Origin of the sequence: Micromonospora krabiensis (assembly GCF_900091425.1) — a bacterium.
Classification (GTDB): domain Bacteria; phylum Actinomycetota; class Actinomycetes; order Mycobacteriales; family Micromonosporaceae; genus Micromonospora; species Micromonospora krabiensis.
In genome coordinates, this window is the sequence record NZ_LT598496.1 from 4,978,920 (window position 1) to 4,997,675 (window position 18,756).

Annotated in this window: 15 protein-coding genes and 2 tRNA genes; 11 read left to right on the forward strand and 6 right to left on the reverse strand. The window is 71.7% G+C overall.

Annotated features, from left to right (window positions below; translation table 11 throughout):
• The first annotated feature begins 33 nt into the window (after window positions 1-33).
• Window positions 34-804: a CPBP family intramembrane glutamic endopeptidase gene (locus GA0070620_RS22800; RefSeq protein ID WP_091599215.1), complete on the forward strand. Its 771-nt coding sequence runs from the start codon at window positions 34-36 to the stop codon at window positions 802-804.
• Between the two features lie 242 nt (window positions 805-1,046).
• On the opposite strand, the gene GA0070620_RS22805 is transcribed toward GA0070620_RS22800, so the two are convergent.
• On the reverse strand, window positions 1,047-2,150 hold the full coding sequence (locus GA0070620_RS22805) for a hypothetical protein (RefSeq protein WP_231921915.1): 1,104 nt from the start codon (window positions 2,148-2,150) through the stop codon (window positions 1,047-1,049).
• A 471-nt stretch (window positions 2,151-2,621) separates the two neighbouring features.
• Between GA0070620_RS22805 and GA0070620_RS22810 the strand changes: the two genes are divergently transcribed.
• From GA0070620_RS22810 to GA0070620_RS22830, 5 genes are all read left to right on the forward strand, one after another.
• Window positions 2,622-2,712: transfer RNA gene (locus tag GA0070620_RS22810), tRNA-Ser, on the forward strand.
• 36 nt (window positions 2,713-2,748) lie between these two features.
• A tRNA-Arg gene (locus GA0070620_RS22815) sits at window positions 2,749-2,821 on the forward strand.
• 262 nt (window positions 2,822-3,083) lie between these two features.
• A complete protein-coding gene (locus GA0070620_RS22820) occupies window positions 3,084-3,938 on the forward strand; it encodes a helix-turn-helix transcriptional regulator (RefSeq protein ID WP_091594042.1) in 855 nt (284 codons plus the stop codon).
• Window positions 3,939-3,958: 20 nt separating this feature from the next.
• Window positions 3,959-5,065 carry an NADP-dependent oxidoreductase gene (locus GA0070620_RS22825; protein WP_452299648.1) on the forward strand — a complete coding sequence of 369 codons (1,107 nt, stop codon included), beginning with the start codon at window positions 3,959-3,961 and terminating at the stop codon, window positions 5,063-5,065.
• Between the two features lie 35 nt (window positions 5,066-5,100).
• The gene (locus tag GA0070620_RS22830; RefSeq protein WP_091594046.1) at window positions 5,101-5,601 is read left to right on the forward strand and encodes a cupin domain-containing protein; all 501 of its coding nucleotides are present in this window, start codon (window positions 5,101-5,103) and stop codon (window positions 5,599-5,601) included.
• Between the two features lie 108 nt (window positions 5,602-5,709).
• Here the strand turns inward: GA0070620_RS22830 and GA0070620_RS33755 are convergent, their stop codons facing one another.
• Window positions 5,710-6,402 carry an NUDIX domain-containing protein gene (locus GA0070620_RS33755; RefSeq protein ID WP_231921917.1) on the reverse strand — a complete coding sequence of 231 codons (693 nt, stop codon included), beginning with the start codon at window positions 6,400-6,402 and terminating at the stop codon, window positions 5,710-5,712.
• Window positions 6,403-6,677: 275 nt separating this feature from the next.
• Here GA0070620_RS33755 and GA0070620_RS22840 point away from each other — a divergent pair, with 275 nt between their 5' ends.
• Window positions 6,678-7,883 (forward strand): GH25 family lysozyme, encoded by a 1,206-nt coding sequence (locus tag GA0070620_RS22840; RefSeq protein ID WP_231922463.1) that lies wholly within the window; start codon window positions 6,678-6,680, stop codon window positions 7,881-7,883.
• Between the two features lie 418 nt (window positions 7,884-8,301).
• Window positions 8,302-9,318, forward strand: a complete 1,017-nt coding sequence (locus GA0070620_RS22845) for a DUF1996 domain-containing protein (RefSeq protein WP_231921919.1) — start codon at window positions 8,302-8,304, stop codon at window positions 9,316-9,318.
• 21 nt (window positions 9,319-9,339) lie between these two features.
• On the opposite strand, the gene GA0070620_RS22850 is transcribed toward GA0070620_RS22845, so the two are convergent.
• Together GA0070620_RS22850 and GA0070620_RS22855 are read right to left on the reverse strand one after the other, a co-directional pair.
• The gene (locus GA0070620_RS22850) at window positions 9,340-9,783 is read right to left on the reverse strand and encodes a DUF4333 domain-containing protein (protein WP_091594052.1); all 444 of its coding nucleotides are present in this window, start codon (window positions 9,781-9,783) and stop codon (window positions 9,340-9,342) included.
• 16 nt (window positions 9,784-9,799) lie between these two features.
• Window positions 9,800-10,504 (reverse strand): hypothetical protein, encoded by a 705-nt coding sequence (locus tag GA0070620_RS22855; RefSeq protein ID WP_091594054.1) that lies wholly within the window; start codon window positions 10,502-10,504, stop codon window positions 9,800-9,802.
• 236 nt (window positions 10,505-10,740) lie between these two features.
• On the opposite strand from GA0070620_RS22855, the gene GA0070620_RS22860 reads away from it, so the two are divergent.
• Window positions 10,741-11,037 (forward strand): WXG100 family type VII secretion target, encoded by a 297-nt coding sequence (locus tag GA0070620_RS22860; protein WP_091594056.1) that lies wholly within the window; start codon window positions 10,741-10,743, stop codon window positions 11,035-11,037.
• A 92-nt stretch (window positions 11,038-11,129) separates the two neighbouring features.
• The gene (locus GA0070620_RS22865) at window positions 11,130-15,497 is read left to right on the forward strand and encodes an FtsK/SpoIIIE domain-containing protein (protein WP_091594058.1); all 4,368 of its coding nucleotides are present in this window, start codon (window positions 11,130-11,132) and stop codon (window positions 15,495-15,497) included.
• Window positions 15,498-15,719: 222 nt separating this feature from the next.
• Here GA0070620_RS22865 and GA0070620_RS22870 read toward each other — a convergent pair whose 3' ends face one another.
• Window positions 15,720-16,373: a hypothetical protein gene (locus GA0070620_RS22870; RefSeq protein WP_091594060.1), complete on the reverse strand. Its 654-nt coding sequence runs from the start codon at window positions 16,371-16,373 to the stop codon at window positions 15,720-15,722.
• Between the two features lie 20 nt (window positions 16,374-16,393).
• Window positions 16,394-16,696 (reverse strand): hypothetical protein, encoded by a 303-nt coding sequence (locus GA0070620_RS22875; RefSeq protein WP_091594062.1) that lies wholly within the window; start codon window positions 16,694-16,696, stop codon window positions 16,394-16,396.
• A gap of 200 nt (window positions 16,697-16,896) precedes the next feature.
• Here GA0070620_RS22875 and GA0070620_RS34085 point away from each other — a divergent pair, with 200 nt between their 5' ends.
• Entirely contained in the window at window positions 16,897-18,684 is a 1,788-nt protein-coding gene (locus tag GA0070620_RS34085) for a hypothetical protein (protein ID WP_091594064.1), read from the forward strand.
• Window positions 18,685-18,756: the final 72 nt, after the last annotated feature.

The window sequence follows — 18,756 nt, forward strand, 5'->3', positions numbered from 1 at the left end:
CCGGCGGGCACCTCCGTCGGGCAGAGTGGTGCGGTGACCCTTGAGCTCACCCGACCGGTGACCCGCCGGATGATGGGGACCGAGATTCTGCTGGTCCTCGGCCTCTCCCTCGGCCAGTCGGCCGTCTACGCGGTCGTGTCGATCATCGCGAAGCTCACCGCCGAGGGCGGGCTCTCCAAGCAGACCGCCGCGCTGAACACCTCGGCGTCGTCCCGGCCCTACCTCGACCTCACGTACCAGCTGCTCGGCATCGTGTTCGCGCTGCTGCCGGTGCTGCTCGCCGTACACCTGCTGAGCCGGGACCCCGGCGACCCGGCCCGGACGCTCGGCCTGGACGCCCGACGGCCCGGCAGCGACCTGGCCCGCGGCGCCGGCCTGGCGGCGCTGATCGGCCTGCCCGGCCTGGCGCTCGTCTGGGTCGCCGCCCAGCTCGGCCTCAACGCCACCCTGGTCCCCGCCGCGCTGCCGGACATCTGGTGGGCCGTACCCGTGCTCGTCCTCGCCGCCGTGCAGAACGCCGTGCTGGAAGAGGTGATCGTGGTCGGCTACCTGGTCACCCGGCTGCGCCAACTCCAGTGGCGGGTGGGCGCGATCATCGCGACGAGCGCCCTGCTGCGCGGCTCCTACCACCTCTACCAGGGCTTCGGCGCCTTCGTGGGCAACGCGGTGATGGGCGTCGTGTTCAGCCTCTTCTACCTGCGTACGCGGCGGGTGATGCCGCTGGTCGTCGCGCACACCCTGCTCGACGTGGTGGCCTTCGTCGGTTACGCGCTGCTGCCGAAGGCCTGGTTCGACTGGCTCTGACGGCGGTGACCGGTCGGGCGGCGGTGACCGGTCGGGCGGCGCGCGTGCCCCGGCGGTCCCGTCCGGCGGGCGAGGTCCGGCGGTCCGGTCCGGCGGGGCGGCAGGTCCGCATGATCCACTCGGGTTCCTGGAGGTCGGGGCGACGACGGCGCCTGACACCCCGACATCACGGAACCCGAGTCGATCATCACGGTCGTCCGCCCAGCCACGGCGCGCCGGCCGCCAGTGGCGCCGTCGGTCGGTCAGCCGGTCCGTGTCGGTCGGTAGGCCGTGACCGCCCGGGCGGCGAGCCGCTCGGCCGCGGCCGCGTCACCCGTCGCCGCCGCCAGCGCCGCCGCGCCCGGCAGCAGCCGCGACGCCAGCCGCAGCGCCAACCAGCCACCGGCCTGCGCGGCCAACGGGGTCGCCAACCGCCAGGCCGCCTCCGCCGCGCGGGGCCAGGGCCCGTCGGCGGGCTCGTCCGCCGTCCGCGCCGCGTCCAACGCGGTACGCGCAACCGCCCCGTCCGGATGCACCTGCGTCAGCACCAGCAGGTCGACCGCGCGATCCGGGTGGAGCGGATCCCGCCCGTACGCCGCCGCCAGATGCAGCACCAGATTGGCCTGCGTCCACAACACGGCGGCCAGCTCGGCGACCGGCGCGAACACGCCGGCGAACGCGGCGGTGGCCCCACCCGCGCCGGCCAGCCGCACGAACCGCCGGGTGGCCAGCCGGGCCAGCCCGTCCGGGGACGCCTGCGGGTACGTCGCGCGGAGGCGCTCGGCCCACGCTCCCGCCCCGGGACCGAGCGCGTCGACGGCGGCCAGGGCGAGCAGTTCCGGGGCGTACCCGGGGTGGTCGAGCACCCTCGCGGTGACCGTCCGCAGGTCCGGGCGCGGCGGCGGCATCCACACCGCCTCCGCCCCGGCGGTCGCGGCGACGGGTGGGGCGTCGGCGTCGACGGTCGAGGCTGTTGGCGGGGCGTCGGCGGTCGCTCGGGCGTCGGCGGTCGAGGCGGTCGGTGGGGCGTCGGCGGTCCCGGCGACAGGTGGCCCGTCGGCCCGCCGGCCGACGGGGGCGACCTTCGTCGGGCGGCGCGCCTTCCCCGTGGCGGCGGTGCCGGCAGCGGTGGCCGCCTTCCGTGGCGTGGTCGCCTTCCCGACCGGCGCGGCCTTCTTCACCGGGGCGGCCTTCTTCACCGGGGTCGCGTTTTGGGCCGCCGTGGTGCTCGTGGCCGGGGAGGCGTTCCGGTCCGGAGCCGCCTTCACCGGCGTGGTCGCCTTCTTGGCCGGGGTGGTCGCTTTCGCGGCCGCGGCCTGCTCTGAAGGGGCGGTCTGCTCCGCCGGGCGGACCGGGTCAGCCGGCACGGACGGCTTCTCGGCGTCGGTGTCCGCTGCGACCGGTGCCGCGCCCGCCGTAGTGGCCGATGACACATCCGGTCCGGCGGTCGGCCGCTCCCGGGTGGGTTGCCGGGGCAGCGGCTGGTCGGGCTCGGGGTCGGGTGGCCGGAACAACGCGGCCGGAGCCCCCTTCGCCCGGCGCGCGGGCTTCGGCCGCTCGGCGGCGGGAGGTGGAGCCGACTCGGCGGCCTGCGACGGCACCGCCGGCGGCGTGAACGTCGCCTTGGGGGATCGCCGCCGAGCCCTCTCAGCAGGCTCGCGGCGGCTCGGCTCGCTCGGGGGCTGCTCCTGCATATCGATGGAGCGTAGTCCTGATCACCCCGGCGCACAGCGTGGAACACGGGGCTCGGAGGCGCAGTCGAGCGTACGGGGGAAGTCGCTTTGCTCCCGGTGGGTGGGGACCTGTATCCTCGGGCGCGGTGGTCTGCGGGCCACCGAGGAGACTTCGCCTAGTCTGGTCTATGGCGCCGCACTGCTAATGCGGTTGGGGTTTTAAAGCCCCTCCCGGGTTCGAATCCCGGAGTCTCCGCGCGAAAGCCGGGTGTGTAGACTGGCCGAGCACTGAGCGCCCGTAGCTCAATGGATAGAGCATCTGACTACGGATCAGAAGGTTAGGGGTTCGAGTCCCTTCGGGCGCACTTCACGATCAAGGCCGTGACCAGCGGAAACGCGGGTCACGGCCTTGAATGTTTCTAGGTACCGAGAAGCGTCGTCCCGGTGGTGGGGCGGCGGGCCGGGGGCGGCGTGGGGCCGCCGACGTGATGCGCCCGGTGCGTTCTCGACGGGCGGATCGCTGGCGGCTGGAGCCACCGGCAACACCCGGTCCGCTGGTCGTGGCACTGAGCGCCGAGCGCCCGCTCGCTACCCGCGCTGGCTGGACTGTGCGGGCACACTTGCGTCGTGGAACGTCACGAGTTCGGCGCCGCGGTCCGCCAGTTGCGGGAGAACACGGCCCCGGCGACCGTCGGGCTACCGGTCGGCCGCCGGCGGGTGCGTGGGTTGCGGCGGGAGGAGCTCGGCGAACTCGCGGGGATGTCCGCGGACTACGTACGCCGGTTGGAGCAGGGGCGCAGCCATCCGTCGGTCGGGGTGGTCAACGCCATCGCCCGTGGGTTACGGATCGGGCGGGCGGAGTACGAGCGGCTCTGCGCGCTCGCCGGTTACGCCGCCGCGGACGGGCAGGTGCCGAACGAGATCGGTCCGGGTGCGATGCGGCTGCTGGAGCGGTTCACGGACACTCCGATGTTCGTCTCCGACGCGGCGATGAATCTGGTCGCCGTGAACAGTGCGTTCCTGGCCCTGGGGCACTGGAATCTCACCGGGGACCCGTGGGAGTGGAACGTCGCCTGGCGTACGTTCTGCGATCCGTTCAGTGGTTTCCAGCAGTCCGCGGCTGACGCGACCGATCATGAGGCGGTCCTCGTTGCCCGTTTGCAGGGCGCGCTGTTGCGCTATCCCGCCGACGCGTCGCTCGCCGCGCTGGTGGACGAGATGCGGAGCCGAAGCCGCCTGTTCGACACCTTGTGGCGCACGCCTCGGCCGGTGGCGGCCTACGAGAGCAGTGCCGCGTTCGTCCATCCGGACGGCGGCGCCGTCACGCTCGTCGGCAGCCTTCTCGCCATCCCGGGCGACGACTTGGCGGCTCTGATGCTCACCGCGGCACCGGGCTCGGCCGATTCGGCGCGTCTCGCCGAAATCGTCGGCGACGCCGGCGAACCGACCATCATCAAGGTGGGCCAGCCTGGCCCAGGCTAACCGCATCGGATCCTGCCAGATTGAGTGACGTCTCCAGCGACCGCGGATCCAGCGGCTGCCTCCGGGCGGCCCTGGTGACGCCGGACTGGACGCCTTCGCAACTCGAAGCAGTGCCGCACGGGGTCAGCCCCGCGTCGGGACTGCTTCACGTTCGAAGCGCATCGATGGCACTCACGGAAGCAGGTTCAGTGATGAAGGCAGTGCGTTTTCACGAGTTCGGCGGTCCCGAGGTGCTGCGCTACGAGGACGTCGAGCAGCCCACCCCCGGCGCCGGTCAGGTCCGGATCCGCGTCGCCGCCACGTCGTTCAACGGCGTCGACGGCAATATCCGCGCGGGCTACATGCAGGGCCCGATCCCGGTCGAGTTGCCGCACACTCCCGGCATCGACGTCGCCGGCACGGTCGACGCGCTCGGTGACGACGTGGACGACGTCGCGGTCGGCGACCGGGTGATCGGCTTCCTGCCGATGACGGGGACCGGAGCGGCCGCGGAGTACGTGATCGCGCCGGCGGAGATCTTGACCGGGGCGCCCGAGAACATCCCGTTGGCCGACGCGGCGGCGCTCCCGCTGGTGGGCCTGACCGCGTGGCAGGCACTGTTCGACCACGGCAACCTGACCGCCGGTCAGCGGGTGTTGATCAACGGTGCCGGCGGAGCGGTCGGCGGATACGCCGTGCAGCTGGCGAAGGAGGCTGGTGCCCAGGTGATCGCCACGGCCAGCCCACGCAGCGCCGACCGTGTCAAAGCCGCAGGCGCCGACGAGGTGATCGACCACACCGACACCGACGTGACCGCGGCGGTGACCGAGCCGGTCGACCTGGTACTCAACCTCGCGCCGGTGGCCCCGGAACAGCTCGCCGCGCTGGTCACGCTGATCAATGACGGCGGGACCCTCGTCAACACCACCGTCTGGATGCCCGCCCCGTCCGACAATGAGCGAAGCGTGCGCGGCATCGACCTGTTCGTGCGCAGCGACGCCGACCAACTCGCCGACCTGGCCGCCCGCGTCAGCACCGGTGAGTTGCGCGTCGACGTCGCCCGGCGGGTGCCGCTGGCCGAACTTCCCGCCCTGAACGCCGAGGCGCTGCCCGGCGGCAAGGTCGTCATCACCGTCGCCGACGCCTGATCACCCAACCACCGACCGCAAGGAGACGAACCACCATGATTCCCGACGACGACCCGTCCCGCGCACTGACCGTGGCGAACCCCGACGACCCCGCCACGACGTACGTCTCGCTGGTGGGCAACACCTACGGCATGCTGATCACCGGCGAGCAGACCAACGGCCGGTACTGCCTTATCGACATGCGCGTGCCCGACGGCGGCGGCCCGCCGCCGCACCGGCACGACTTCGAGGAGATGTTCACGATCCTCGAGGGCGAAATCGAATTCACCTTCCGCGGCGAGAAGCACCTCGTACGGGCCGGGTCCACCATCAACATCCCGGCCAACGCGCCGCACAACTTCCGCAACGTCTCGGGCGCACCGGCCCGCATGCTGTGCATGTGCACCCCCGCCGGCCAGGACGAGTACTTCATGCGCATCGGCGACGTCGTCGAGGGCAAGGACGCGCCGCCGCCGCCGTTGACGCCGGACGAGCTCGCTGAACGCCGCCATCGTGCGGCAGAGTTGGCCTCGACCTACCGCAGTGAATTTCTGTGACCGGCGCGACGAGTAACCCGCTACCGCGGGGTCAGGGCCTACGAGAGGACAGTCAGGGTCGGTCGCCTGCTCCTGACCGGGCCACGAGCCCGCCCGCCGGCGTTTCGGCTAGACGAAGTCGTCGGCGTCGGGGTCGGCGTCCCACCCGAGCTGGGCGAGTCTCCGAATGACCGCGCGGGCACGAGGAGTCCAGAAGAGCAGGACCTGGTCACGGTCTTCGACCTGGAAGCTGACCGCGAGGGCGGGGCTGGGGAGCCAGCCCAGGTACGGCCCGTGTGGAACCGCGGTCACCTCGGAGTGGTGCAGCGCGTCCGAACCGGCCCGCGACGACAACGTGAGCGTGCTGTCCTCGACCCAGAGACCTACCGATGGCCAGCGCAGCCGCCTGATGACGGTGAGGTCGCCGCGGATGAAGTCGCGGCGGTCGACGTAGGTGAGTCCACCGCGCGCCAGCAGGCGAGCCGGCAGTGGTTCCGCGGGAACATCCATGGTCACGACCCATGCCCCCCGGGGGTGCTTGGGAGCGCCGGCCCAGTCCCCGATGTGCCAGACGCCCACGTGAACGGCGTCCTCACCACTGCCGGCGTGCAGGTCGCCCAACCGTGAGCGGGACTCCGCCACGATGCGAACACCGACCTCCTCGCGCATCTCACGCGCGAGGGCTTGTAGCTCCGACTCACTCGCCTCGACATGCCCACCGGGCAGATCCCAGCGATCTGGGTAGGCCCGGCGGGTCGGGCTGCGGTGGACCAGCAGGACCGCGTCGTTCTCCACGAGCGCGCCTGTGACGACGACATGCATGCCGGGATCAGAGCACAGGGGTGGGACATGGTCGCGCCAGTCACCCACCGTACGGCCGGGGACACCATGCCGATGATCAATATTAATTCCGACCTTGCGGACGGTACGACTCTCCATCGACAAGGGTTACGCTGCGAACCATCTCGACGGAGCCACTCCGGCCGCGCCGCGGCGGTGCCAGGCAGCGGCGGCGTAGCGGGGCGGACAAGTCACCTTCACCTTGCGGACACGGGGAGACTCACCTCACCATGCCAAGAAGATTGCTCTGCGTGCTGATGTCTGCCGGGCTCGCGCTCGGTACGGCGGTCGGCGTGACGCAGCCGGCCCATGCCACAGACCCCGTTGTGGTCGACGGTGGCGGCCGGGCCAACGCCGGCGCCGCGCCGGGCGCGCGCAGCGGCGCGGCGTCCACGAGCGCCGACATCCCGGCGGGCTACACGGTCCGGGGCATCGACGTATCGAGCCACGATCACAACCTCGGCCCGATCAACTGGCCGCAGGTCGCGGCCGGTGGCGCCAAGTTCGCGTACATCAAGGCGACCGAGGGCCGGACGTACCTCAACCCCTACTTCGCCGAGGACTACGCGGCAGCCAAGGCGGCCGGTCTGCTCGTGGGCGCCTACCACTTCGCCCGTCCGGACAGCCGTGACCCGATCACCGAGGCGAACTTCTTCATCGACAAGGCGCAGTTCGCCAAGGACAGCCAGACGCTCGTGCCCATGGTGGACATCGAGTGGCCCTACTGGAGCGGTGCGCCGACCTGCTACGGGCTGACCCCCACCGAGATGTCGACCTGGATCCGGGCCTTCACCGACCAGGTCAAGGCGCGCATCGGCCGGCCCGTGATGATCTACACCAACACGAACTACTGGAACCCGTGCACCGGCAACGACGCGTCCTTCGGTGCCAACCCGCTGGACATCGCCGGCTACACCACCACCCGCCCGCCGCTGCCGTCCGGCTGGACGACGGAGACCATCTGGCAGTATGCCGCCGGCAACCCGAGCGTGCCCGGCGACTACAGCCAGAACGTCTTCAACGGGACGTACACGGACCTCACCAAACTCACCGGCGCGCCGGTCCCGTCGCCCAACCTCGCCCTCCGCTCGTGGACCAACGGCAAGTACGTCTCGGCGGACGGCCGGGGCACCCTTCCGTTGATCGCGAACGGGCCGGCGATCGGCAGCTGGGAGAAGTTCACGCTCATCAACAACGCGGACGGCAGTGTGAGTCTTCGGGCCAACATCAACGGCAAGTACGTCTCGGCGGACGGCCGGGGCACCCTTCCGTTGATCGCGAACGGGCCGGCGATCAGCACCTGGGAGAAGTTCACGCTCATCAACAACGCGGACGGCAGTGTGAGTCTTCGGGCCAACATCAACGGCAAGTACGTCTCGGCGGACGGCCGGGGCACCCTCCCGTTGATCGCCAGCGCACCGGCGATCAACACCTGGGAGAAGTTCGACCGGTTCGCGTTCTGACGCACCGCTGCTGCCCGGCACCCGGCGTGCCGGGCGGCAGCGCGTCCGGGGCAGGCAAACGCCTTCCGGATGTACCGGGAGAGAGGCCGTGACCATCGCAACGGTGGTCACGGCCGTTTTCGTCTGCCCCGTCCGGCCCGGCCTGGTGTGACCTGCGCGGCATCTCCGAACAAGCGGCCGCGCGAGCCGTTGCACACCGGATGAGCGGCCGTGCGCACGCACGGCCACCCGTACGAGCCGGAGGCGCAGGGTGAGGATCTGGTTACCGCGCAAGAGCCGTGTCGATCGCTGAGCGTGGCGCGGGCCCCGGTCCGTCGTCACCGGGCTTTGGGGGCAGATCACATCCTCCGACGGTCGACGGGGCGGCCCCTGGGCCCGACCTAGGCTCGTACGACGTGGGCGACGGGAGTGTGAGAACGTGCCGCATGACGTTCCGGCGGTGAGCGGGCGCGGCACGGCGTGGCGGCGGGCCGTCACCGTGACACTGGCACTGGAGCTGCTGCTCGTCCTGCTCGGCTGCGGTGTGGCCTGGCAGGTCGACGCCGGTGGCCGAACGCCACCGGCAGCGGCGACCGACCTCCTCGGCTCCGACTTCGTCGACATCGACCTCGTCCCGTCCGGCCCGCCCGCGCCGGCCACGGTGCCCGGCGCGGCGACCGGCACCTACGCCTGGGACTGCGGCCGCAACGAGAACGGCCACCGCAACACCGCCAACATCGTGATGGCGCCCGGCTATCCCGGGCAGCCGCATCACGTGCACGACTACGTCGGCAACGTCTCCACCGCCGTCGGCTCGACGCCGCAGACCCTCGCGGCAGCGGGGACGACCTGTCACAACGGTGACCGGTCGACGTACTTCTGGCCGGTGCTCCGCACGGTCGGGCCCGCCGGCAGCACCGACCACGCCGGCCACGACGGCGAGATCCAGGTGCCGGTCGACGTGACGCTCACCTTCTCCGGCAACCCCCGGGGAAACGTCGTGCCGATGCCGCGTCAGCTCGCCGGCACGGTCGGTGACGCCGTGGCCGTCACCAGCGGCGGCCAGAACGCGGCCGCGACCTGGACCTGCTCCAGTACCCCGGAGCGCCGGACCACGGCGTACCCCCGGTGCCCGGCCGGCGACCAGGTGCAGCGGATCTTCGACTTCCCGAGCTGCTGGGACGGCCGGCAGGTGGACAGCGAGAGCCACCGCGCGCACCTGCGCTTCCCGGCCCCGGACGGCTCCTGCCCGCGCAACACCTTCCCGGTGCCGCGGCTCCGGCTGACCCTGGCGTACGACATCCCGCCGGAGGTCCGGTTTCAGATCGACGCCTTCGACGGCCAGCGCAACAGCCCGCTGACCGACCACGCGTTCTTCGTCAACCTGATGCCGGAGCCCCTGATGGCGAGGGTCGTGTACTGCCTCAACAGCGGGCAGACCTGCCGGGACGACTGATCCGGACGCCACTGCCGCGCCTCACTGTGGACGGCCGACCTCGAACCGACCGTCGGACGACAGCACCGTGACGGTGATCGTCTTCGGTGCGCCGGCGACCTGGGCGGAGCAGGAGAATCGGCTGCCCACCGTGACCGACCGGCCCGACGGGCAGGCGACGAGGTCCGCGTCGAGCTGGTAGTCGTCACGCAGCACCGTCAGCACCCCCTGCTGCAGCGCCGCCGCGTCGAAGACCTTCTTGTTGAGGAATCCGGGCCAGGCGAGTCCGAGTACGGCCACCAGCGCGACCACGACCACGACCGGGCCGGCCACGGCGACCGCGAGCTTCGGGGAGACGCGCCGCCGACGCTCGACGGGTGTGCTCGACCCGGTTGACGCCGGTCCCCACTGTGGCGGTGGTGCCGGTGCCCAGCGTGGGGCGGGCGTCGGGGAGCCGCCGTCGGCTACCCCGTACGGGTTGGTCATCGTCGTCTCCTTCTGCTCAGCGGGCGGCGGCCGCGGTGGGCGCGGTGACGACCTCGGGCAGGGCGGAGGTGCGTCCACCGGTCGGGCTGATCGCGAACCAGGTGCCACCGACCCCCTGGCCGTTGATGTCGCCGGGCTTGGTGTCCTTGGCGAACAGGTAGACGGGCCAGCCGCCGATGGTCACCTGGCAGGTGCCGTCGGCGCGCTCCACGTAACCGATCAGCTTCGGGTTGATCCCGCTCGGGTAGATCTGCCCCGGTGACCTGACGAGCAGCGGCGGCCACGCCTTCGCGCAGTCGCCGTTGCAGTTCGACTTCGACGGCTTGGCGGTGTCCTTGTCGAACCGGTACAGCGTCCGGCCCTGCCCGTCGGCGACGTACGTGCCGATGTCGGCGGACGCGGTTCCGTTCAGCTGGATGACGTTGCTGCCCCGCCCCGTGTCGGGCGCGGGCGACAGCGGGACGTCGGACGGGCCGCTGTAGATCCGTACCCGACCCTGGGTCTTCGCCACCGTCGGCGCCGCGACGGGGGTTTCCGGAGCGTCGATCACCTCCGGCGTCGGGTCGGCCGCGACCGTCGGTCCCGATGTGGTCGGCGCCGCCGCGGGTGATGCCGCCGTGGCCGGCGCGGCCGGCCCGGTCGCCTCTCCACCACATGCGGCCAGGGCCGCCACGCCGGCCAGTGCGATCGCGGTCCGCGCGACCCGGCTGTGCAACAGCATCTCTGCTCCACCTCGTCTTCGAAGGGACCGTGCCCGTGCGCGCGATCCGGCACCCACACGGTTCGGTCGGCGAAGTGGTTCACCGTCGACGTCGGACGAGTCCCCCGTCACGAAGTCGAACCTTCCGCTGAACCGTTCCGGGCCGGCGTCCGTGTGGGTGGCGGCAACGGCGGAAGGCGGCCCAGGAACGACCGCCTCACGGGGCCCGAGAGACCGACGAGACGAGGGAGCGGAACGTGGCCACCTACCACATCGTCAGCGAGGACATTCAGGAAGCCTCGACCTGGCTGAAGCAGAACATGCAGACGCTGCTGGACGGGATGACCCAGGCCAAGAGCAAGATCGACACCCTGATCCAGGGTGGCTACAACACCCCGGCCGCCCAGCAGAAGTTCGGCCCGTACTTCGACGAGTACAAGGGCAGCGTCGACCAGACCCTGAACGGCATGGAGGGCATCAGCCAGTACCTCACGCAGGTCAGCGACGCCTTCACCGACACGGACAACCAGACCGGGGCCAGCCTCGGCCGCTGAACGACCGGACGGGCCCCGGGGCCGCGTGGTGAGCGAATCACCACGCGGCCCCAGCCGTTTTTTCCGACGGACCATCCGACCAGGAGAACCTCGTGCGCCTGCAGCTCACCGTTGCGGATCCGTCCACCGCCGTCATCGAATACCAGGTCGAGGCGGCCCCCGACACCACCGTCGGGGAACTCGCCGAGGCGCTGGCCGCGCGTCGGCCGGAGCCCCCGGGCACCCCACCGACGATCTTTGTCGCCGGGGCGCCGCTGGACCCGCGACTCACCCTCGCCGAAGCCCCGCTGCGCCGGGGCACGGTGCTCGGCCTGGACCGTCCCGTGCCGGAGGCGCCCGCGCAACCGCCGGGGCTGGTGGAGGTACGGGTCGTCAGCGGGACCGACGCCGGGGCGGTCCACCAACTCGACCTGGGTGAACACAGCATCGGCACGGCGAGCACCAGCCGGGTCCGCCTCACCGACCCCTCACTCGCCCCCGTCGTGGCGTCGGTCCGGGTCAGCCCGGACGGCGCGTGCCGCGTGCGACCGGCCCGCCCCGGCCTCCTGCTCGACCGGATCGAGCTCGACGACGAACAGGTGTGGCCCCCCGGCGGACAGCTGGCCGTCGGCTCGTCCCTGTTGGAGCTGCGCGTCCCGGTCCGGGCTGAGGCCGCACTGCAGATCTCCGAGGACCGCACCGGCCTGGACTACAACCGCCCGCCCCGGCTGCTCCCGGAGGCCCGCACCACCCAGTTCACGCTCCCCACGCCGCCGGCACCACCGGAGCGGCGACCGCTGGTGCTGGTCACGGTGCTGGCTCCGCTGGTCGTGTCCGGGGCCGCGTTCCTCATCACCCGCAACCCGCTGACCCTGCTCTTCGCCATCCTCTCGCCGGTGGCGCTGATCGCCGGCCAGATCGGCGCCCGACGCCAGGGAAAGGTCAGCTACCGCACCCGGCTCGCCGAGTACGAGGCGAAGCGTGAGCGGATCAACGCCGAGGCACAGGAGGCGCTGACCGCCGAGCGGCTGGCCCGGCGGGACAACTTTCCCGACCCGGCCGCGGTACGACTGATCGCGGTGGGTCCGGAGCGCCGCCTCTGGGAGCGGCGCCGTACCGACCCCGACTTCCTCGAACTGCGGGCCGGCAGCGCCGACCTCCCGTCCGAGGTGGTGCTCCGGGACCCGAGCCAGGACGAGCACCGCCGGGAGGTCCGGTGGAGCGCCCTGGACGTGCCGGCGACCGTGCCGGTGCGCAAACACGGTGTGGTCGGCATCGCCGGTGACACCGTCGCCCGGGTGACGGCCCGGTGGATGGTCGCGCAGGCGGCCACCCTGCACAGCCCCGAGGATCTTCAGATCTACCTGCTCGCCGGCGCCGGTGACGAGGAGGGCTGGTCGTGGGTCGGTTGGCTGCCGCACGCGGCGCCGCGCGACGGCCAGGACACCCTCGCCACCGTCGGCACCGACACCCAGACCGTGGCCCGGCGCGTGGCCGAACTGGTCGCCGTGATCTCGGCCCGCGCCGCCGAACGGACCGACGGGGCGTTCCGCGACATCCTCGTGGTGCTCGACGGCGCACGCCGGCTGCGTTCCCTGCCCGGGGTGACGCAGATCCTGCGGGAGGGACCGGCCGTCGGGGTGTACGCGATCTGCGTCGACGCCGAGGAGAAGTTGCTGCCGGAGGAGTGCCAGGCCGTCGTCGCCGAGCAGGCCGACGGGTCGCTGTTGGTGACCCGTACGCTCGCCGCGCCGATCCCCGGCGTGCACCCGGACCTGCTCCCGACGGAGTGGCTGCGGACGGTGTCCCGCGCGCTCGCGCCACTGCGGGACACCGGCGGCGCGGACGACGGCGCCGTCCTGCCGGACGCGAGTCGGCTGCTCGACGTGCTCGGGATGGAGCCGCCGGGGCCGGACGCGGTCGCCGCCAGGTGGACCACCGGGGGTCGCACCACCGAGGCGGTGCTCGGCGTCTCGCTGGACGGGCCGTTCGCCCTGGACCTCAAGCGGGACGGACCGCACGCGCTGGTCGCCGGCACCACCGGATCCGGCAAGTCCGAGTTGTTGCAGACCCTGGTCGCCTCGCTCGCCGTCGCCAACCGGCCGGACGCGATGACCTTCGTGCTGGTGGACTACAAGGGCGGCAGCGCGTTCAAGGACTGCGTCCGCCTGCCGCACACCGTCGGCATGGTCACCGACCTCGACACTCACCTGGTGAGTCGGGCGCTGACCTCACTCACGGCGGAGCTGCGGCGGCGGGAGCACATCCTCGCCGAGGCGGGGGCGAAGGACATCGACGACTACGTCGACCTGCTGCGCCGCGAACCGACCCGGACCCCGATGCCCCGACTGTTGATCGTGATCGACGAGTTCGCGTCGATGATCCGCGACCTGCCGGACTTCGTGACCGGTCTGGTCAACATCGCGCAGCGGGGCCGGTCGCTCGGCATCCACCTGGTGCTGGCGACCCAGCGTCCGGGCGGTGTGGTCTCACCCGAGATCCGGGCGAACACGAACCTGCGGATCGCGCTGCGGGTGACCGACACCAGCGAGAGTCAGGACGTGCTGAACGCCCCCGACGCCGCCTCGATCCTGAAGTCGACGCCGGGTCGGGCCTTCGTACGCCTCGCCCAGTCGTCGCTGGTGCCGTTCCAGGCCGGGCGGGTCGGTGGTTTCCGCCCGGGAGCCCGCACCGACGTCCGGCAGGCGCCCTGGCTCACGCCCGTCTCCTGGACGGACCTCGGCCGGCCGGTGCCCACCCGCCCCGGTGTGAAGGCCGAACCCTCCGCCGAACTCACCGATCTCGCCGTGCTGGTGGAGGCCGTCCGGGGCGCCAGTGCGCAGCTCGCCATCGCGCCGCAGCACAGCCCGTGGCTGCCGGCGCTGCCGGACTCGCTGACCGTCGACGCGCTTCCCGCGCCCCGCGGCAGCGGCTACCACCTGGCCCCGGTGGCGTACGGCCTGGTCGACCTGCCGGCCCAGCAGGAGCAGGCGCCGCTGGAGCTGGACCTGGGGACGCTGGGGCACCTGCACGTCATCGGATCGTCGCGCAGCGGCCGGTCACAGGCGTTGCGGACGATCGCCGGCACCGTGGCCCGCGTCCACTCGACCGCCGACGTCCACCTCTACGGCGTCGACTGCGGCAACGGGGCCCTGCTCGCCCTCGCCGAGCTGCCGCACTGTGGCGCGGTCGTGCAGCGTACGGAGTCCGAACGGCTCGGTCGCCTGTTCGCCCGACTCGTCGCGGAGCTGGGTCGCCGTCAGCAGCTGCTCGCCTCCACCGGCTCGGCCGGGCTGGTGGAGTATCGGGCCGGCGTGGCCGAGGCGGACCGACCGCCGCACATCCTCGTGCTGCTCGACCGGTTCGAGGTCTTCGACAAGACGTTCGCCGACTACGACAACGGCAACGTCATGACGGCCCTGTTGACCCTGCTGCGCGAGGGCGCCGGGGCCGGGATCCACGTGGTGATGGCCGGCGACCGCAGCATGTTCACCACCCGGATCTCGTCGACGACGGACGACAAACTGGTGCTCCGACTGACCGAACGCAGCGACTACAGCATGGTCGGCATCAACTACCGCCAGCTGCCGGACGAGATCGCCACGGGCCGGGCGATCCGGGCGGTCGACAGCGCGGAGGCGCAGATCGCCCTGCTCACGGAGGACAGCTCCGGTCAGGGGCAGGCCCGGGCGATCGCCGCGATCGCCGAGGCGGCCCGGCTGCGGGACGCCGAGGTCGGTGACGCCGCTCGCCCGTTCCGGATCGACGTGCTGCCGGACGAGCTGAGCCTGGCGCAGGCCAACGTCCTGGTGCGGCCCAGTGCTCCACTCTGGACGATGCTGGGCGTCGGCGGTGACGAGCTCTCGGCCATCGGCCCGGACCTCGGGAGCAACCCGACCTTCATCCTGGCGGGTCCGCCCCGCTCGGGGCGGAGCACGACCCTGCTGACCATGGTCGCCGGCCTGTTGGAGAAGGGGACGCCGGTGGTGATCGCTGCGCCCCGCCGGTCGCCGCTGCGGGAGCTGGCCGGGCTGCCCGGGGTGCTCGACCTGGTGACGAGCGAGAACTTCACCTCGGCCGGGCTGGCGGCGGCCCTCGACGGGCGCGACGGACCCGCGGTGGTCGTTCTGGACGACGCCGAGCAACTGCTCAAGTGCGACGCCGGCAGCGATCTCGGTGACATCGCCCGGGTGGGGACGGAGAAGGGCCTCGGGCTGATCATCGCGGGCTCGATCGACGGCCTCTCCAGCGGCTTCGGCGGCTGGCACGTCGACGCCCGCCGGAACCGGCAGGGCGCGCTGCTCAGCCCGCAGGGCCTCGGCGACGGTGAACTGATCGGCGCCAAGCTGTCCCGCGGTCAGCTCGGCGGCGGGCGGCCGGGCCGGGTGCTCGCCCACTTCGGCGACGGCAAGCTGCATCTGGTGCAGGTGCCCCGTACCGAGCCGGCGGTCCTGCGGGAGCTGCTGGGCGAGGCCAGGTAGACGCGACGACGGTCACGACGTCCGGCCCCGGCGGGGGCCGGACTCGCCCGCGAAGGACTCGCCCGCGAAGGACTCGCCCGCGAGGGGCTCGACCGTGCCGGCCTCGACCGTGCCGGACTCGCCGGACCGCGCCGGGTATCCGTCGGCGGAGCCGGGGGGCCCGAGACGCAGTCGGGGGGACACCCCCCAGGTGTCCCCCCGACGCGGGTCGGCAGCTACCCCCTAGCTGCCGACCTCCCCCAGGGAGGCCGCCGGCGGCGTGAGCGCGGGCGCCTCCCCCTCATAGGTGAAGGTCAGTGTCGCGGTGATCGTGGCGAAGAGCTCGAAGAGCTCCTCCGCCACCGCGAGGTTCGGGCTCGCGCCGGTGACCACCAGGACGTCGGCGGTTCCCGGCAGCGGTACGACCGTGTGCATCACGGCGGAGCGCATGGTGGCGCCGTCCTGGGTCACGTTCTGAATGCCGTGCACCCGGCCGACGGTGCCGATCGCCGGGATCTGTGCGGTGCTCACCCGCCGCCAGGTCCCGTCGGCGCGGGCGGGCTGCGCGACCGCGGTCAACGCGCCGAGGATGTCACCGGTCGCGGGCGGGGTGAGGACCGAGACCAGCACGGTAGCGGTGAGCGGGCCGTCCTCGTACACCTGGAAGGTGCCGGCGGCGTGCACCGCGCCCGCGTTGCGGGCCTGCCGCACCGACCGGCGTAGCTGCTCGGCGTACTGTCCGGCCTGCTGCTCGGTGAACCCGCCGTCGACGGCCCGCGTCCACACCTCGTTCGCCACCCGGTTCTCGCTGGCCTCGTCGGCGACCGAGAAGTCGACCCAGTCCTCCGGCGTGCGCAGCTCGAATCCGGTCGGGACGGTGTTCGTCGCACCGGCCATCGACGTGCCTCCTCCGCTGGTCAACTCGTCGCTCCCTCGGGGTTCTCCAGCGCGGCGACCGTCTGCTCGTCCGTCTCCCGGAACGCGTCGGCCACCGCCTTCGCGGCGTCGCGGACTCCGTCGAGGTCCTTGGCGATGACGTGCCGCCCGTCCCCCCACCGCTTCTCAAACTCGTGAGCGGCACCCTCCAACTCGCGCTGTCCGAGCGTGTCGACAACCGCGCCCATCGACCTGATCGACGCGCTGTCCATCAGCTCCTTGGTGCGCTGCAACAGGTCGTGCACCCGCTCCAGCTCCGCACCGGGTACGTCGATCACGCTCATGCCGGCACCTCGGCGCCGAGCCTGTTCCGCTCACTCATCCCCGCTTCCCTCCCGGCCGGTGAACCACTTCGCGCCGTACACGGACGGTCGGGCGGATCGGTTCAGTCGGGCTGAACCGATGCGGTGTCGGTTACGTGTGCGAGTCGGCTTCCGGTGTTGGTCGGGGTCGGGGACTGGTGGGTGTGTGGGGGTGGTGGGTCGTGGTGCGTCCGGGGGATGCCGAGTGGTCGGTGTTGCAGCTGGATTCTGATCCGGTGCCGGGTGATCCGGAGTCGTTTGGGGAGATCACGCGGGCGTATCAGGAGTTGTCGCGGACGACTCGGGAGGCGCATGACTTGTTGGCCTCTGGTGGTCGGATCGATGTGGGTCAGGGTCGGGCGATGGAGGCGTTCCGGGATTTGGTGGGGAGGTTGCCGGGTCGGTTGGATCGGATGGCTGGGTCGTATTCGGCGGCGGCGGAGGCGTATGTGCGGTATCTGCCGTCGTTGGAGGAGGCGCAGGCGATGTCGTTGCGTGCGTTGGAGCAGGCGCGGCAGGCGGTGGGTGATGAGGGTGCGGCGCGGGCGGCGGTGTCGGCTGCGCAGGCGGCGTTGTCGGTGTTGGGTGGGGATCCGCAGGCCGGGCAGGTGGCGAGGGACACCGCGGCGGATGAGGTGGCGGCGGCGCAGAGTCGGGCGGACGACGCGCGGCAGGCGTTGGATCAGGCGAAGGCGTTGGTGGGTCAGGCGACGGCGTTGCGGGATCAGGCGGCGCGGGTGGCGGCGCGGGCGTTGCGGGAGTTGGCGGGGGATGCGCCGCAGCGGTCGTTGTGGGAGAAGATCGTTGAGGCGTTCGAGGCGTTCGTTGAGTTTCTGCGGAGCACGGTGATCGAGTGGCTCACGACGGTGTTGGATGTGATCGCGGCGATCGCGTCGTTCATTTTTCCGCCGTTGGGTGCGGCGATCGGGATGTTGTCGGGTGCGATCGATCTCGCGGCGGCGGCGTTGTCGGGGGATCCGGCGGCGATCGGGTTGGCCGCGGGTGGTCTGGCTCTTGGTCTGGTGCCGGGTGGTCGGCTCGCCGGCCGGGTCATCAAGTTCGCCACCAAGGGCACGATCAAGGGCGGCGTCAAGGCCGGCACCAGACAACTCACCAACGTGAAGAGCCCGGGCACGATCCCGGGCGCGAGTGGGCCGGCGGGCGTCGGCCCGGGTTTCCAGAGTCTCGGCCCCGGCAAGGTCATCAAGGGTGCGCTCGAACCGGCCGGCGCGAAGCTGAAGGCCCTGCGCAACACGGCCACCATCAGGTACGCGAAGATCCGGGAACGGTTCGACAAGAGCACCATCATCGGCTGGGACGACAAGAACAATCTCGTGGTCTCCAGTGCCAGGAACGTCCGGTCGGAGGAGATGTTCGACAGTTCCGGCAAACAGATCGGGGTGCTCTTCCGCAGCAAGGACACGGACCACAACTTCCTCAAGTTCGCGTCGTCGGACGTCAACATGGCGAGGTCCAATGGGGAAGCCCTGCCGCAGGCGGCCATGTTCCGGAGTGTGCCGGACGGGCACGCGATGAAGTTCCAGTTCGACGCGGCGACCGAGCGGGTCGAGGTGGCGCCGTGGAACGGATCGAAGGCCGATCCGAACTTCGTCGTCGCGCACGGCACCCCGCGGGGCGCGTTCGTCTCGTTGAGCAACGGCAAGGTGATCCAGGTGCCCGGTGGCCAGTTCGCCAAGGTCCTGAACGCCAACGAGAACTTCCGCAGTCTGACGCAGACGAATCCCGACGGACCGATCACCCTGCTCTCCTGCAACTTCGGAAAGACGTCGGGCACCGGCGGGCAGGCGTTCGCCGATGCCCTGCGGGGCTTCGGTGACAACCGGCAGATCTTCGCGGCGACCGATGCCGTGTTCGTCGGCGTCCATCCCCACCCAGCAGCGCCGGGACGCACGATCGGCCAGATCGGGGTGGAGAACATGGGCACGTTCGTCGAATTGAAGCCGAGCTGACCCGGCGCCGACCCGGTAGAACCCGTCGCCCGCCACCGATCCGAACCCGCGGTGAACCCGTTCGGCTCCGCA

What these genes read in the sequence shown, in the direction of transcription:
- GA0070620_RS22830 (WP_091594046.1), top strand. Translation starts at nt 5,101, where the DNA reads ATGATTCCCGACGACGACCCGTCCCGCGCACTGACCGTGGCGAACCCC.
- GA0070620_RS33755 (WP_231921917.1), bottom strand. Translation starts at nt 6,402, where the DNA reads ATGCATGTCGTCGTCACAGGCGCGCTCGTGGAGAACGACGCGGTCCTG.
- GA0070620_RS22840 (WP_231922463.1), top strand. Translation starts at nt 6,678, where the DNA reads ATGTCTGCCGGGCTCGCGCTCGGTACGGCGGTCGGCGTGACGCAGCCG.
- GA0070620_RS22850 (WP_091594052.1), bottom strand. Translation starts at nt 9,783, where the DNA reads ATGACCAACCCGTACGGGGTAGCCGACGGCGGCTCCCCGACGCCCGCC.
- GA0070620_RS22855 (WP_091594054.1), bottom strand. Translation starts at nt 10,504, where the DNA reads ATGCTGTTGCACAGCCGGGTCGCGCGGACCGCGATCGCACTGGCCGGC.
- GA0070620_RS22870 (WP_091594060.1), bottom strand. Translation starts at nt 16,373, where the DNA reads ATGGCCGGTGCGACGAACACCGTCCCGACCGGATTCGAGCTGCGCACG.
- GA0070620_RS22875 (WP_091594062.1), bottom strand. Translation starts at nt 16,696, where the DNA reads ATGAGCGTGATCGACGTACCCGGTGCGGAGCTGGAGCGGGTGCACGAC.